Below are 15,783 nucleotides of genomic sequence, written 5' to 3'. Positions count from 1 at the left end.
AAATGAAGGAACAATCAACCACTAAAGGTTTTGCTATACTTTCTGTGGCAAGTATGATGGTAAAGATACTGTCCTTGCTGTACATACCATTTTTAAGAATAATTATAGGTGATGAAGGTTACGGAATATACGGGGCTTCATATCAAGTATATGTATTTATATTTGTACTGACAAATTCAGGCATACCAGTGGCTATTTCAAAACTTGTATCTGAGCTTATAGCAGTTAAAAACTATAAGGATGCAGTAAAAAGTTTTAAAATAGCCAGGGCTATTTTATTTATAGCTGGGGTTGTCATGTCGATTATGTTGCTTATTTTTGCAGGGCCTTTTGCCAATGCTGTGCATTATAAAAAAGCTTACTTGTCGCTGTTAACATTAGCACCGGCAATTCTCTTTACATCAATAGCTTCTGCTTATAGAGGATACTTTCAAGGCAGGGGAAATATGACTCCTACAGCTGTTTCACAGGTAATAGAGCAAGTTGCAAATACTGTCTTCTCTCTGTTGTTTGCTGCTATGCTTATAAAATATGGTGTTGAAGCTGGGTGTGCAGGAGGGGCCATAGGTACATCTATAGGAGCACTAATATCTGCTGCATTCTTGATGTTTTATTATGAAAAAAATAAAAAGTTTAGAATACATAAAGACGATATAAATGAAGAGGTAAGAAGATTTACTACTAAACAGCTAGTAAGAAAGATTATAAAATATGGAATACCTATTACTGTATGCGTTGGCATGACATATGCAGGAAATTTGGTAGATTTAGGTAATACTAAGGTTAGATTGATGGCTGGTGGGGTACCGGAAATTCAAGCAACTATACTGTATGGATTTTTAACAAAATACCAACAGCTTTTAAACGTTCCTATAGCCATAATATCTTCTCTATCTATGGCAATACTTCCAGCAATATCAGCAGCTGTTGCTATCAAAGATAAAGTGCAAGTAAAAGATAAAATTAATTACTCCTTTAGACTTTGCTTTTTAATTGCTGTACCTTGTGCTGTAGGACTTGCAGTACTAAGTGATCCAGTTTTCCAAATGCTCAAATTTGGGGGAGGATCATATATAATGACATATGGCTCAATAGTTTTAGTATTGATGTCTGTAATGCAAATACAAACTACAATATTACAAAGTATAGGAAAACTTTATACTGCAACATTGTACTCTGTTATAGGAATAGTTTTTAAAATAGTTACAAATTACTTCTTAATTGCTATACCAAGTATAAATATTCTAGGAGCAATAGGCGGAAGTGTAGTTGGATTTTTAGTTCCTATAATTTTAAATCATAGAATAATCAGAAGATCTCTAGGAGTAAGATTGAGTATAGTAGTTCATGCTTTAAAACCTTTCTTTGCCTCTGCAATAATGGGAGGAGCAGTATTTGTTGTGAACTATGTATTTAAATATCTACTTGGTTTTTCAAAGAGAGGATACTTTCTTAATACATCTCTAACTATAGTATGTGTTATAGTAGGTGTGCTTGTATATATGATGGGATTAACAGTAACTGGAGGCATCACTAAGAGGGATTTACAAAGTATGCCAAGAAAAATAACTAGACTTATACCAAGGTTCATTTTAAAAAGAATTAAGTAAATAAATAAAAAATAACACTGATGTAAAATCAGTGTTATTTTTTATTAAGCAGATTTTTCTAATTCTGAGGTTTTATTTTTGTTGGATTTAAAGGATTTATACATTATAAATGCTGTATACAATACTACACCGATAACTAACCATTTTAATGTAGCAAGTGGTAGAGATTTAACAAGATAAGCTGCTACTAAAACACCTATTGGACCCATAATATTAATAGCCAGAGAAGTCTTAGGAGCGTGAGCACCTTCTTTTATGAACTTAAAGGATGCAAATGGAAGTAGTATTGCACCTGAACCCATCATTATTGGGAAAGAAACCTTTGGATCCATACCTAAAGCAAATACTAGAGCCATACATGGAGCAAATAATCCTATACCTAGAGTATTAAGAGCACCAAATATAAAATTACCTATAATTCCGATTATGAGTTTTCCACCAGATAAGCCGATTGCATTTCCTCCAACTGGGAAAAGATTTAATTGTCCTGCTATCATTATGAGTGCTATACAAACAAGGGCAAGTCCCATGGAACCTTGAACAGCTTTTTCATTTAGTTTAGATATGATCCCAGCTCCTATAAGAGCACCAGCTACAGCTGCTAGAATCATACTTATAAGAGTTATTGGTTCAACTTGTACTACTGTTAAAAATATTAAGGCTTCACAAACTGTTGGAATTGTAGCACCAACGTTTAATGTACCAGGTATTTTTTTATCGCCTACAAGTTTTAGGTTTTTAAATAATGAAGTTTCGATAGCAAAGCTTCCTATACCTAAAGTATCGAAAAAGTTTGCAACCATTCCCACAAGACCTGAGGTTAAAAAACTTTCATTTCCAAGCTCACCTTGCTTTGATTTATTCATGTAGTCCTTTACAAGTACAAATAAAAATATTACACCTGTAACTAAGATTGCTGCTAATAAAACTTTTAACATAATTATTCCTCCTTAGTCATTAACTGTATTATTGCGACAATGCTATTTTACTGGGATTTTAACCTCTTTACAAGAGTTATTTGATTTTCAAATTTTTAAAATCTTTTCTATTTAAAATGCATATAAAGTTTCATAATTAATATATCTAGTTTTAATATGTGAAGTGTTTTATTCAAAATTAAATTGAAGTAAAAATATAGATTACTTTATAAGAAAAAGATATAAGCATATATAAGCTTATTAAATTTAATTATAATTGTTGTTTTGATTTCAAAATAAAAATACAATAGGAAATTGAGATACTTTACGTTTATTAGGCAATAAGAGGGGGAACAAGTATAAAAATTAGAGAAGATATTCTAACTCCAAAAGCCCCTTTTGAATATGTACAAGCCATGATGGATGCAGCAAGAAGCTACGGTGCTTACGAATATATAAGATAATAGAGAATTCAAATTTGAAAATTTTCCTTTTTACCCCATATTATATTAGAGGCAAAATTTTAGATACCAGAGTAAGTACGGCTCTAGTACCTAAAATTTTGTCTCTTTTTATCTTTTGGATAGATATGACATACAGTTGTCATAGTTAATATGCTAAAATTTACTTATGAAGATTATGGGAAAGTAATTATAGAATAGATATTGAAATTAAATTCTCTATACTTTATGTTAAAAAATTTTAAAGCTATTAGATTATCTTTATTTAATAACAGTAAAATAAATGAGTATGTTATATGGAGGGATAAGGTATGGCAAAAGCAAGAATAGCTGAAAAAACGGTATATTTTAAATCAAAAGTAGATGCTGTCTGGAATGTTTTAACCAATAACGAGGATTACAAATGGCGTTCTGATATTAAAAAAATAGAGCCTATTGAGGATGGAAGTCAATGGTTAGAATACTATGATAATAAAAATTACACTAAATTTACTCTTGTTGAAAAAGCAGAATACATAAAATATGTTTTTAACATGGAAAATAAGATGTTCTATGGCAATTGGACAGGCCATTTCTATCCAACTAAAACAGGTGGAACAAAATTAATAATTATAGAAAATATTTTTATTAAAAACCCTATAGTGAGAATTGTCTCTTACCTGTTTTGGGATTTAAATAAAATACAAGATATATATATTAGAGATTTGAAAAATAAATTGCAGGAAGGTTAAACTCACATTAATGAGAAAGAATAAAATTACGATTATCATATAAGACTACTATATCCCTATTAAGGGATTTTTTCTTTTTTTATGATAGAAATTTAATTAACATTCGTATTTATTTAGTGAAGAGCTTTTCAGGAGGTATAAAAAATGAAAGTAGATGAAAATAACTTTATTGATGAATTAAAGTGTAGAAATGAGACGGCACTAGACTATATATATTCTAAATATTTAAATTTAGTTTATAAGGTTGTGATTGACATATTAGGTGATATCACTACAAAAGAAGATATTGAAGAATGTGTAAGTGATATCTTTATAGGAATTTGGAAAAACATAGAAAAATATAATCCTAATGTTACACCATTCAAAAAATGGCTTATAGCAGTTTCTAAGTATAAAGCAATTGACTACTTGAGAAAACTTAGTAAACATCAACAAACAGTAGAGCTAGAAGAGAACATAAGTATAGCAAAAGACAACATAGAGGATAAGATAATTCGAGATAGTGAAATAGCTACTCTTCATAGCGTGATAATGGATATGAGTGAAGTGGATAGGGATATATTTATTAAACGTTACATCTTAAATGAAAATATAAGCGACATTGCGAAACATTTGGACATGCCTAGAAGTGCTATTGACAATAGGCTATCTAGAGGTAGAAAAGCTATAAGAAATAAGTGGCAGAAAATTATCGGGAGGTAATGATATGAATAAAAAAGATAAATATGATGACAGTAGTATTTATTCACTTTTGAATTATGCAAAGTTAGAAGATGATTATAATGAAGATTTTCAGTTGGACAAAGTTGCGTATAAGAGAATTAAAAATAAAATTAAGAAAAAATTAAATGGAACCAAGAGAAGAAGAAAGTATATTGCAGCAGCACTTTTATTAATATGTTTAGGAACTTTTATTATTGCTAATCCAACACTAGCCTCTAATATACAAAATTCTGTAATTCAAACTATTCAAACCCTTAGAGGTGATTACACAAACTACAAAAAATATATTAAAAATGTTAACCTGTCTTCTTACGATAAAGGCATTGAGTTTAGGGTTAACGAAATAGTAAGTGATAATAATCACGTATTAATTTCCTATTCTATTATTAGTGATAAAAAAATGAGTGAAGTAATAAAAAATCCCAATATAAGTATAATAGAGTTTAAAATCAATGGCAAAGTGCTTAGTTGTGGTTATGGAGGTTCAGGTAAATTTGTTAATGATAAAAGATATGATGGAGTTTTGGAAATAGACACGATGAGAGAAAATATTACAAATACATTTTATTTGGCTATGAGCGTTAAAGAAATAGATAGAATACAGGGTAGCTGGAATTTCAATATAAAAGTTAATAAAAAGGACGTTAAGAAAGAAACTAAGAATTATAGAATAAATAAGATTATAAACCTTGGAGAAGAAAAAATTTTTATTAAAAGGATAAGTATATCCCCGCTATCTATGGGAATAGAAGTTTATGGCTCACTGATAAAATATCACTACTTCTTATTAGACGACAAAGGAAATGAAATTAAAGCTAGGAGTGCTTCTTCAGATGGAGGTAAAGGAGAAATGCATTTTAATAGCTTAATAAATGGAGATACAAAATATCTAACATTTATACCATTTGAATTTAATGATAACTACCAAGTTAATCCAAGAATATATGATATGAATAAGTTGCCAATTGAAATGCCACAAGAAAATCTAGGAAAACTTATAGTCAATAATGTTGAATGGGATAAAGATATACTTAAGATTTCATATATTGCAGAAGGGAAAATTCCTATAACCCAATCCCAAGCATTGTGCTTGGTTGATGAAGGGGGAAAGTTAATTGAACCAGAAAATAGATTTAATACTCAAAAAGACCCTCTCAATCAACATGAGTTTATAATGTACTTTAAAGGATTAGCTAAAGATAAAAAATATAAACTAGGTGCTGTGAGATTAGAAGAGTTCTATAAACTAAATGAGGCATATAAATTTACTATTAAATTAAAATAGAAACTGATAAATATATATTAAAACATTAAACAGGTAGCCGAAAAAGACTACCTGTTTTATAGTATCCTTTGTAAAATGCTTATCTATATCTACTCTTAGTTATATATAAAGCAAAAACAAGTGATATGAGAAAAGAAATTGCTATCATGGATAAGTTTTTAAGTGCAAACATTTGCGAAGGTAATACATTGTTTAATATAGCTAATACAAAATAGAGCAGAATTCCTAAAAGCATCATTATGAATATATCATATTTTGTAATGTTTAAATTACATATTCTTTTTATCTCATATAAGTTTAGTGCTAAAGTTGTTATGGAGGTTATTATGAGGGATATACCATAACCATAAATATTTATCCATGATATTCCTGTGAGTACATACAAAAGGAACAATTCCTCAAATGCTACAATTAGTGAATTTCGTAGAATTATATTTTGCTTTCCCAATCCATTCAATATGCCAAAGGTGGTAGCAGAGGTAAAGACAATAGGAGCGGCAAAGGAGCAAAACTTAATGTATGGTCCTAGGTCCTTTCTGCCATAGAAAAGTTCTCCTAAGGAATTAGGCATATTTAAGCATATTATCATAGTAGTAATACCTAGTAATAAAGCTATTTTTAAGACCTGTGATATTCTATGCTCTGCATCCCAGTAATTTTTTTTCTCTATTTTTTCAGAGAGATCTGGTATGAGTACAGTTGAAATTGACATAACTATGAGCATTGGAAAAAAGATTATATTTAAAGACATACCTTTGAATTTACCAATCATGGACAGTGCCATACTGTATTCTATTCCTGCACTCACAAGTCTTCTTGGTACTATTAAAGCAGATGCAGCAGATATAGCTGTTGATAGAAAGCCATTTAAACACAGTGGAAAAGATATAACCAGTATGTTAAATAAAAGCTGAAGCTTGTCTTCAGCTGCGGTAAAGTTAAATTTATAATGCGATTTTTTAATTTTATAAGCAGCATAAAGAAGAATAAGACTTACTAGTTCACCAAATGTCAATGTTACGTAAGCGGCAGTTACGGTGTTTTTAACATCATTAAGTGAAAAAAGAGTTACTATAGTTACTAAAACTACTATCCTTAAAAACTTTTCTAAAATATCAATAAAAGCAGGTATTTTAATATTAGAAGTACCATAGAAATATCCCTTTAAAATTGCAGATAATGCTATGAAAAGCATAGCAGGACACATAACTTGTACAGCATGTATAGTTCTTACATCTTTTATAATATAAACACTTATGTACTGAGCATAAACAAATACGAGGCTTACTATAATTAGAGCCCATACACAATCGAATAATAATGAAATATCTATAGATCTGTTTAAGTTCCTAAAATCGTCCTTAGAGAAATATATTGCTGCAACCTTTGATATAGCAGTGACCATTCCTCCAGATATAAGACATATAAATAAATCGTAGATAGGCATTACAAGGCCATAAAGTCCCATTCCTTCAGCACCTAATTCACGAGATAAAATTATAGTAAATATAAAACCGAATACTCCTGTAATTAAATTAGAGCTAATTAATATAAGTGAATTTTTTAAAAATCTATCCCTTCTCATACACAAACCCCTATACTAAATAATGTTTTTTAGGTTATCACTTTAGTAATTAAAGTACAACTAAAGCAGATGTAAAATAAAGCTTGTATTCCCTAGTATTAATAACTATGTTAAATTAAATAATTATATTCCATTTAATGATGTATGTATAAACATAAAAAAGCACAGCTCGTAAAAGCTGTGCTTGAATAGATACTTATAATTTTATTAATTTATATAGCTTAAATATTTGCTAGATGCCCATCCTTGAACTCCATTAACGCTGATTTTCATCCAACTTCCATCTACAGAATAATCTAGTACTTGAGCATATTGGCCTTGGCTTAACACTCCTATAATATTAGAAGATACCGTTGTAGGATTGTTTCTTATATTCAGCTGATAAGTGGAATTGTTTACTGTTACATATTCACCACTTTTTACTGAAGTGATTAAAGTTCCATATATCCAACCTACTTGTCCATTATATTTTATTTGATACCAGCCGTTAGAATAATCAATTAAATATGCAATAGTATTCTTAGGAACAGTACCTATAATATCAGCGCTAGTTGAAGGATTAGCTCTAAAATTTGCATAACTATTTACATTTGTTATTTGACCAAATGTTCCTGCGCTAACTGAATTTGATGTAGATGAACCACTTGAGCTGTCTTCAACAATGTTAACATACCTACCTGGAATATATCCATTATTGATATCATCCATAGTTATGAAATATCTTTTTGTACCTTGTATTCCACCAAAGACATCTTCATAAGTAGATTCATATGTGAAAGCACCTTGCACTCCATTTAATGAACCCCATCTGTCGAATATAGCTACGTGATCACCTGGCCTGTCCAATATATCCATATGTTTAATATCACTTAGATTAATTTTAGTAAAATATTTATCAAACATAGTTGAAGTAGATATTTTGCTATCTTTAATATTAAAAGTTGCTTGTATGAATCCAGAACAATCAATTCCAGCAGTGCCAGGTACATGTTGTTGTCCAGCAGTTGTATTTACGTTACCAGCATAAGCCCCATTATTAATAGCTTCAACAAAGTTTGACCATGTAGAATCGATTGAATTTGAATCTAAGCTGTCTTGTCCACCCCAGTTATAAGGGATCCCCGTAACTTGGACAGTGGAAACATTGGCAAACTGCTTCGGTTGAGTAACGCTTGAAGCATAATTAGGGTCAATTGTTCCATTTTTGCTGGCAGAGTATGTCCAAGTTAGATTAATCATGCTTAAAGCTCTTTGCTCTGCTTGAGCTCTTGTAATTGGTGTTTGCACTGTACTAGCACTTACCATGCTTATCGGAGTAGTCACTGTAGCAACTGCAAATAAGGCAGCAAGAAATAATGATTTATATCTTTTCATTATATAAACCCTCCTATATATATGAATTGTATGCACTCAGTGAGGAATTTTTTCGAACTGTAATCATAATTATAAACAGGAATATGGTTTACATCAACACGCAAATTATGGATTAAAATATTAAGATTATGGGTAATATTTCATGAAATTATGGTATACTTATTATGATTATTATGCTAATTGAAGGAAGGGATGGAACTATGGAAAAATTAGTATGCGTAATTTGTGGTATGGAGATTAATGATAAGAATTATAACTTCAATAAAGAAGCTTTTATTAGTTCAAACAGTAAAGAGAATATAAAATATTGTCCATTTTGTGGTGCACCACAACAATATTTGCAAATAGATGGTAAAGAGTTTGATTATGATAAAAGTGAGCTTGATGACAATGCTTTGAAAATAATTGACCATGCTGTTAAATTAGAAGTATTTAATGGAGATTTTTACAAAAAAGCATCAACAATTGCTGAAGATGAAAAAGTTAAAAAAATATTTGAGGCTTTATCAAGAATTGAGTATATGCATGCAAGAATACATAAAAAAATAGGTGGTATTAAAGATAATCCTGTTTTAAGAGACATGGATTATTCAAAGTATGACAGTGATGATATATTGCTGGAAATGGCTTGTAAGAGAGAAAAACATGCTGTTGAATACTATGAAAGATACAGCAAAGAAATAGGGGATAAAACTATAGTAGAAGTATTTGCTGCTTTATCTGGAGTTGAAGAGGAGCATATTGAACTTACAGGTAAAGGAAAAATAGCATAAACAGATGTGTTTAGAATTCTGAGAGTCGGTTCCAACATCGATATTGATAATATTGATGTTGGAATCGACTATTTTTTATTCTCTAAATCCCTTGAGTTAGATTTGTTAATATTAGGTAATGGATAGAATACAATAAAATCATAATAATATAAAGGTGAATGGTATGTTACAATTTTCATGTATAGTTAGAATTATACTGATTATTCTACTTCATATGTATTCTTATGAATAGTGTGTAAGTAATAATATATAATATATGTTACAATTTTATATAAGATTAATGAGAACTGTAAACTACTACGATTTTGACGGAGGTATTATATTATGGCAAATGTATTATTTGTATCACCACATCAAGATGACGAAACTTTATCTATGGGAATGGCTATCAAAAATTATTTAGCAGCAGGACATAATGTTTTTATTATGTTAGTTACAGATGGTTCTGGTAGTTCAGCAAGATATATAATTAATAACTTAGATGAGAGCGTTTCGCCTCCACAACCACTCTGGTGCGGTATTCATGGAAGATATCATAATCCAGTAGGAGAAGGGTATACAGTAGGCTCATATATGGACGCGGTTGAAATGTCAAATGCTAGATATGAGGAGCAACAGAGAGCAGTTAATGCTCTAGGAGTAACAAATGCAATCATAAAAGTTGGTATAAAAGATGATACTTGTAATGCTAATAAAACAACTATATTCAATGCAATAAAAGATTGGATATATGCTTATGGTGGACCATCTGTAACTATGGTTAGGGTTACATCTTATACAGATACAAGTCCCGATCACCAAGCTTGTGCCCAAGTAGTACAAGACTTAAAAGCAAAGGGACATATAACAAATCCAAGATTTTATATTAGCCCAGAGCACTTTACAAGCGGGATTCCTTCATCAATAACAGTTAGTGGAGTTACAGCATACCAAGAAGGAAGCTTAGCTTACCAAAATACAGTAGTAAATGCGCAAAGTGCTTACAAATTATGGTCGCCAACTACCGGAAAGTACGGAGTAGGATATCACTCAGTTCAGAACCTATTTGATAAGGTGGATCCTGCTAAGAGTGGTAATATGTATTCATATTACCATACATAATTACAAGAGCGGAATAGAACATACGATATAAACAGGATTCTTGGCTTCAGGTGGAGTTTTAAACTTCATCTGAAGCTTAGAAGCCGTTATCCAGGGTCGTAGCGCCACTTATCCCCAACTTTAAGAAGTTGGGGTGTTAGTGGCGATAGACATCGGATAAATACCAGATATTCGGGTTTATGCGTTGAATAAAGCATCCCGTGAAGTAATAAAACCGTAACTCAATTTTGTGAGGACAATGAAAAGTCAGTAAAAAATTGTCATCGTATACAAAGACAAAATCTATGTTTACAAAATAGGTGAGAAAATTAAATATTTAAGAAGTAAGAGTTATATGAGAGTTTTTTACCATACAAGGAAATTTAGCTTTAATGAAACATTAAAAAGTATTTATAGGAAGATAAGTGTTATTAAAAGTAATACTGCAAAAAAGGTTCAAAGTCTTTTGAACCTTTTTATATTTTTTAAAAACTTATTGACATTCACGCTGCGTAAAGGTGTATATTAATCTTGTCAGGAGACATACTGACTGATAGCCTTAATATGCATATTGAGAATACAGGAGAGGGTACAAATGGAATACACGGTGCAAAAACTAGGAAAAATGGCAGGTGTCAGTACTAGGACACTGCGATATTATGATGAAATTGGAATTCTTAAGCCGGCAAGAATGAATTCTTCAGGATATCGTATCTATGGAGAAAAAGAAGTAGATAGATTGCAGCAAATACTGTTTTATAGGGAGCTAGGGGTAAGCTTGGAGAGTATTAAGGAAATAATAACTTCGCCCTCCTTTGATGGTACAGCTGCGCTTAGAGAACATCGTGAGAAGCTTCTTGAAAAACGAGAACAATTAAACATGTTAATTGCAAATGTTGATAAAACAATAGCTGCAACGGAAGGGAGAGTTAAAATGAGTAATAAAGAAAAATTTGAAGGCTTTAAACAAAAAATGATTGATGAAAATGAGAAGAAGTATGGTAAAGAAATCAGAGAAAAATATGGTGACGAAACAGTAGATAAATCAAATAAAAAATTAAAAAACATGACAGAGGAGCAGTATGCTGAGCTAAAAAAACTTGAACGTGATGTAATTGATACACTAAGCAAAGCATTTGAGACTGGTAATCCAGCTGGTGAACTTGCGCAGAAAGCTGCAGATTTGCATCGTCAGTGGCTAAGTTATTCTTGGTCTAGCTACAGTAAAGAAGCACATGCAGGGCTTGCTCAAATGTATGTAGATGACGAAAGATTCACAGCATATTATGATAAGAATCAACCGGGCTTAGCAGCCTTTCTAAGAGATGCTATTTTCATCTATACAGGAATGAATAAATAAAAATAATAAAACATCGGGGCAGTGCTCCGGTGTTTCTTTTGCCTAAATTTAGTTGTAACTTAACTAGCGGTTAAATTTATCATGCAGCATTCAACTATTTATCTATTGGTATATGAAGAAAATTAAATTACAATAAAAGTATAAGAGCTCTTAAAGCAAAATGAAATCAGGAGAGTGGTTAAGCATGGATAAATTGCTAATAGGGGAAGTTATTTTAAAATTAAGAAAAGAAAAAGGAATTACTCAAGAACAATTAGGAAGCTTTATTGGGGTATCAACAGCAGCAGTATCGAAATGGGAAAGTGGAAGTTCATATCCAGATATAACTTTATTACCAGTGCTTGCAGCATTTTTTAATATTACAATTGATAAATTACTAAATTTTAAAATTGAGCTTTCAGATGAGGAAGTTATGAAAATATACAGTGAATGTGAGAGTCTATTTAGTAGTGGTGCTTTAGATGATGCAATAGATAAGTGCAAGAATTATGTATTAAAGTATCCATCTAGTTATTACTTAAAACTTAGAGTAGGATTTTTATTTACTATGTATTCATGGAAAGGTTCAGATGAAGAAGTCTGTAAGAAGATGATGGATTATTCTATTGAATTATTTGAAGATGTATCTCAAAATTGCAATAAAGCAGAATTAGTTGAACAAGCATTATATCAGCTTGGTGCATTGTACCCATCAATAGAGGAAGAGGATAAAGCTATAGAGGCTTTGAGTAAAATTAATAAAAGTAAGCTTGATCCTGATATGTTACTTGCCAGTATACATATTAAAAGGAATGAACTAAAAAAAGCAAGGGAATTGCTGCAAAGTAATTTATATAAAAGTATTAATGATATAGGTCTAGTATGTATGGGGTTAGCCAATTCATTTATGAAAGAAGAAAAAGATTTAAAGATGATAGAGAAATATTACAACTTATCTATTAATATTAAAAAAGTCTTTTCTACTGATGAATATTCAGCATTTGGATTATCAATGGAATATTTAATTTTTGCTGAAGCATATTTAAAATTTAATGAAACAAAAAAAGCAATAGATATGTTACACAATATGATAGAAGATATAGGGAAGAATGATATAAATGAGCCAGCTAAATTCAGCTCAATTTGGTGCTTTAACGAAATTTCAGCTGGGAATCGCACGATAACAATGAATTTATATGAGAATATATTCAAGATTTTTGAACAACCAATATTTGATATAATTAGAGAAAGTAAAGAATTCATAAGTATAATAAATGATTTGAAAAAATTAGAGGAAAGATCCTTAAGTAAAAAATAATTACATTAGTTTAGAATCATAGTATAAAGGTGGTAGTTCAACATTTTGAACTACCACCTTTATTTGACTTATATATATTATTTTAAGCCATATTTCCAACCGGATAAACCGCGATTCATATGATATATTTTACTAAAATTATGTTTTAAAAGAACTTTTACTGCTGCCGGGCTTCTACCTCCTGAAGTACAGTGAACTAATATAGGATTATCCTTATATTTTTCAAGTTCATTAATTCTTGAAGTAAGTTCTCCTACAGGAATAGACTTTGAACCAGGTATATGGCCAGACTTAAACTCCTGATTAGTTCTTACATCTAGAATTATAAGGTCTTTAGTAGTTTTAATTAATTGATGGGCTTCATCAGCGGTAACATTCTTTATATTCTTATTAGTAGTAAAGGCAAATCTACGATATAGTATAAAGGCTAAGATAGCAACACCGAGTATTAAAATAAAGTTTTGCATTGTAAGCACTCCTCATCTATAGTATTAGTTTTTATATTAATATTATAATCAAAATTCCTAACTATAAAACAATTATACCACCTAGGGGTATAAAAGCAAGAGTTATTTTTTCATTTGTAATAACATATTCGACAAGAGAGGATATAGAAGAAAAGGATAAATTAACTTAAAGATTATTAATTTTAAACCTGAAAATACTTATAGGACGCATTTTTGTGTAAAGAGTATAATAAGTTGGCAGAAGCAGACACTAAAAAGGGTTGCGTTGTGTTAACATAGAAAGTAAATAACTAAAAATATCATGGAATACCTATAATTTTTATTTTATCTAAAAGAAAAAGCTAAGATACAAAAAAATAGAAGGAGGAGAGGAGATACTATGATAGAGACAAAAGAAATAATAGAAACAGGATGGAATTTAGACAACAGTTATGCTCGTCTTCCAAAATCATTTTTTACTAGACAGAATCCAACTCCTGTACCCTCACCGAAGTTGATTATTTTCAATGATTCCTTAGCAACATCCTTGGGGTTGAACTTCCTGGCACTGAAAAGCGATGATGGTACAGCAGTATTTGCTGGGAACAAGATTCCGGACGGCGCTTTACCTCTTGCTCAAGCTTATTCAGGGCATCAATTTGGACATTTTACAATGCTCGGCGACGGTAGGGCTGTGCTGCTCGGTGAACAGATTACTCCAAAAGGCGAACGATTTGATATTCAGTTAAAGGGTTCAGGTGAAACGCCGTATTCCCGCGGTGGCGATGGCCGAGCGGCACTTGGCCCGATGCTGCGGGAATACATTATTAGCGAAGCAATGTATGGACTTGGTATTCCTACCACCCGCAGTCTAGCAGTGGTGACAACCGGTGAGTCAATAATCCGCGAAACCGAGCAGCCTGGCGCAATCCTTACCCGTGTAGCAGCTAGTCATTTGCGGGTGGGTACCTTTCAATATGTTGCACAATGGGGCACTATTGAGGAGCTTCGGTCCTTGGCTGATTACACATTGAAAAGGCATTTTCCAGAGGTTGGTGATGATGAGAATCGCTATCTTTCTCTGCTTAAGGAAGTAATCAAACGTCAAGCTGTATTGATTGCAAAATGGCAACTGGTTGGCTTTATTCACGGAGTTATGAACACTGACAATATGACCATTAGTGGAGAAACCATTGATTACGGCCCTTGTGCCTTCATGGATACTTACGACCCAGCAACGGTATTTAGCTCCATTGACATTCGTGGCCGATATGCCTATGGCAATCAGCCCAATATTGCAGCATGGAACCTGGCGAGATTTGCTGAAACTCTATTACCGCTGCTGCATGACAACCAGGAGCAGGCTGTAAAATTGGCCCAGGATGCGATTTCAGATTTTGCTGAGTTATATAATATTAATTGGCTGGAAGGAATGAGAGCAAAACTGGGAATCTTTAACGAAGAGCAGCAGGATGAGGCTCTAATTGAAGACCTCCTAAATATGATGCAGAAGTATGGTACGGACTACACCAATACTTTCCGTGCATTAACTTTTAATAAGTTGTCGGATACGATGATGTTTGACACCACAGAATTTACTCAGTGGCATGAGCTGTGGCAGGCGAGACTAGATAGACAGCAGGAACCAAAAGCCTCCTCATATCAGTTGATGCAAAGCAATAACCCAGCTCTAATTCCTCGGAACCACCGGGTAGAAGAAGCGCTAGAAGCTGCGGTGAAACATGGAGACTACAGCGTGATGGAGAGACTTATTAATGTTCTTTCCTGTCCTTACGCACACTCTCCTGAACAGGCTGATTATTCCACACTGCCTGAGAAATCAGACCGTCCTTACCGAACATTTTGCGGTACATGATAATGAAGATAGACGGACTTAGATTAGGAATTAACAATATTTCATTAAATTTAGGATTGTTAACGGTGAACCATATCACAAGTAAAGGAGGTTTTCTTCAGAGGGATTGGTATAACGGGCTTTAAAGATGATAATAGTATTGGGGTTCGTACCATATACTAAATAAATTATAAAAAATATAGATAGCATATAGTTACACTTTAATGAAAAGGCACAGAAATATTTTATTAATAATAAGGAAGGAGAATACTCAGATGGGGTTCTT

The 15,783-nt window shown here is 31.9% G+C and carries 13 protein-coding genes; 9 read left to right on the top strand and 4 right to left on the bottom strand.

Going from position 1 to position 15,783, the window contains the following annotated elements:
- The first annotated feature begins 2 nt into the window (after positions 1-2).
- Positions 3-1,610, top strand: coding sequence for a putative polysaccharide biosynthesis protein (locus tag ACZ5N4_RS16350; RefSeq protein ID WP_464203565.1), 1,608 nt, complete (start codon positions 3-5; stop codon positions 1,608-1,610).
- A gap of 44 nt (positions 1,611-1,654) precedes the next feature.
- On the opposite strand, the gene ACZ5N4_RS16345 is transcribed toward ACZ5N4_RS16350, so the two are convergent.
- Positions 1,655-2,548, bottom strand: coding sequence for a permease (locus tag ACZ5N4_RS16345; protein WP_464203564.1), 894 nt, complete (start codon positions 2,546-2,548; stop codon positions 1,655-1,657).
- Positions 2,549-3,299: 751 nt separating this feature from the next.
- Here ACZ5N4_RS16345 and ACZ5N4_RS16340 point away from each other — a divergent pair.
- The 3 genes from ACZ5N4_RS16340 (at position 3,300) to ACZ5N4_RS16330 (ending at position 5,727) form a co-directional block, all read left to right on the top strand.
- Positions 3,300-3,719 (top strand): hypothetical protein, encoded by a 420-nt coding sequence (locus ACZ5N4_RS16340; RefSeq protein ID WP_464203563.1) that lies wholly within the window; start codon positions 3,300-3,302, stop codon positions 3,717-3,719.
- Positions 3,720-3,863: 144 nt separating this feature from the next.
- Positions 3,864-4,421, top strand: coding sequence for a sigma-70 family RNA polymerase sigma factor (locus ACZ5N4_RS16335; RefSeq protein ID WP_464203562.1), 558 nt, complete (start codon positions 3,864-3,866; stop codon positions 4,419-4,421).
- A 4-nt stretch (positions 4,422-4,425) separates the two neighbouring features.
- On the top strand, positions 4,426-5,727 hold the full coding sequence (locus tag ACZ5N4_RS16330; protein ID WP_464203561.1) for a DUF4179 domain-containing protein: 1,302 nt from the start codon (positions 4,426-4,428) through the stop codon (positions 5,725-5,727).
- Positions 5,728-5,806: 79 nt separating this feature from the next.
- Here the strand turns inward: ACZ5N4_RS16330 and spoVB are convergent, their stop codons facing one another.
- Both spoVB and ACZ5N4_RS16320 read right to left on the bottom strand, forming a co-directional pair.
- Entirely contained in the window at positions 5,807-7,312 is a 1,506-nt protein-coding gene (spoVB, locus tag ACZ5N4_RS16325; RefSeq protein ID WP_464203560.1) for a stage V sporulation protein B, read from the bottom strand.
- Between the two features lie 207 nt (positions 7,313-7,519).
- Positions 7,520-8,686 carry an SH3 domain-containing protein gene (locus ACZ5N4_RS16320; RefSeq protein WP_464203559.1) on the bottom strand — a complete coding sequence of 389 codons (1,167 nt, stop codon included), beginning with the start codon at positions 8,684-8,686 and terminating at the stop codon, positions 7,520-7,522.
- Positions 8,687-8,886: 200 nt separating this feature from the next.
- Here ACZ5N4_RS16320 and ACZ5N4_RS16315 point away from each other — a divergent pair, with 200 nt between their 5' ends.
- The 4 genes from ACZ5N4_RS16315 to ACZ5N4_RS16300 all read left to right on the top strand — a co-directional run bounded on the left by ACZ5N4_RS16315 (position 8,887) and on the right by ACZ5N4_RS16300 (position 13,196).
- Positions 8,887-9,459: a ferritin-like domain-containing protein gene (locus ACZ5N4_RS16315; protein ID WP_464210979.1), complete on the top strand. Its 573-nt coding sequence runs from the start codon at positions 8,887-8,889 to the stop codon at positions 9,457-9,459.
- A gap of 324 nt (positions 9,460-9,783) precedes the next feature.
- Positions 9,784-10,560 (top strand): PIG-L deacetylase family protein, encoded by a 777-nt coding sequence (locus tag ACZ5N4_RS16310; protein ID WP_464203558.1) that lies wholly within the window; start codon positions 9,784-9,786, stop codon positions 10,558-10,560.
- Between the two features lie 574 nt (positions 10,561-11,134).
- Positions 11,135-11,899 carry a MerR family transcriptional regulator gene (locus ACZ5N4_RS16305; RefSeq protein ID WP_464203557.1) on the top strand — a complete coding sequence of 255 codons (765 nt, stop codon included), beginning with the start codon at positions 11,135-11,137 and terminating at the stop codon, positions 11,897-11,899.
- 184 nt (positions 11,900-12,083) lie between these two features.
- Entirely contained in the window at positions 12,084-13,196 is a 1,113-nt protein-coding gene (locus tag ACZ5N4_RS16300) for a helix-turn-helix domain-containing protein (protein ID WP_464203556.1), read from the top strand.
- Between the two features lie 77 nt (positions 13,197-13,273).
- On the opposite strand, the gene ACZ5N4_RS16295 is transcribed toward ACZ5N4_RS16300, so the two are convergent.
- Positions 13,274-13,663, bottom strand: coding sequence for a rhodanese-like domain-containing protein (locus tag ACZ5N4_RS16295; RefSeq protein WP_464203555.1), 390 nt, complete (start codon positions 13,661-13,663; stop codon positions 13,274-13,276).
- 379 nt (positions 13,664-14,042) lie between these two features.
- Between ACZ5N4_RS16295 and ACZ5N4_RS16290 the strand changes: the two genes are divergently transcribed.
- Positions 14,043-15,518 carry a protein adenylyltransferase SelO gene (locus ACZ5N4_RS16290; RefSeq protein ID WP_464203554.1) on the top strand — a complete coding sequence of 492 codons (1,476 nt, stop codon included), beginning with the start codon at positions 14,043-14,045 and terminating at the stop codon, positions 15,516-15,518.
- Positions 15,519-15,783 lie beyond the last annotated feature (265 nt).

The sequence above is a fragment of the Clostridium nitrophenolicum genome (genome assembly GCF_055391695.1).
Note: the sequence above shows the minus strand (reverse complement) of the source record. Positions and strands in the feature narration are given on the sequence as shown.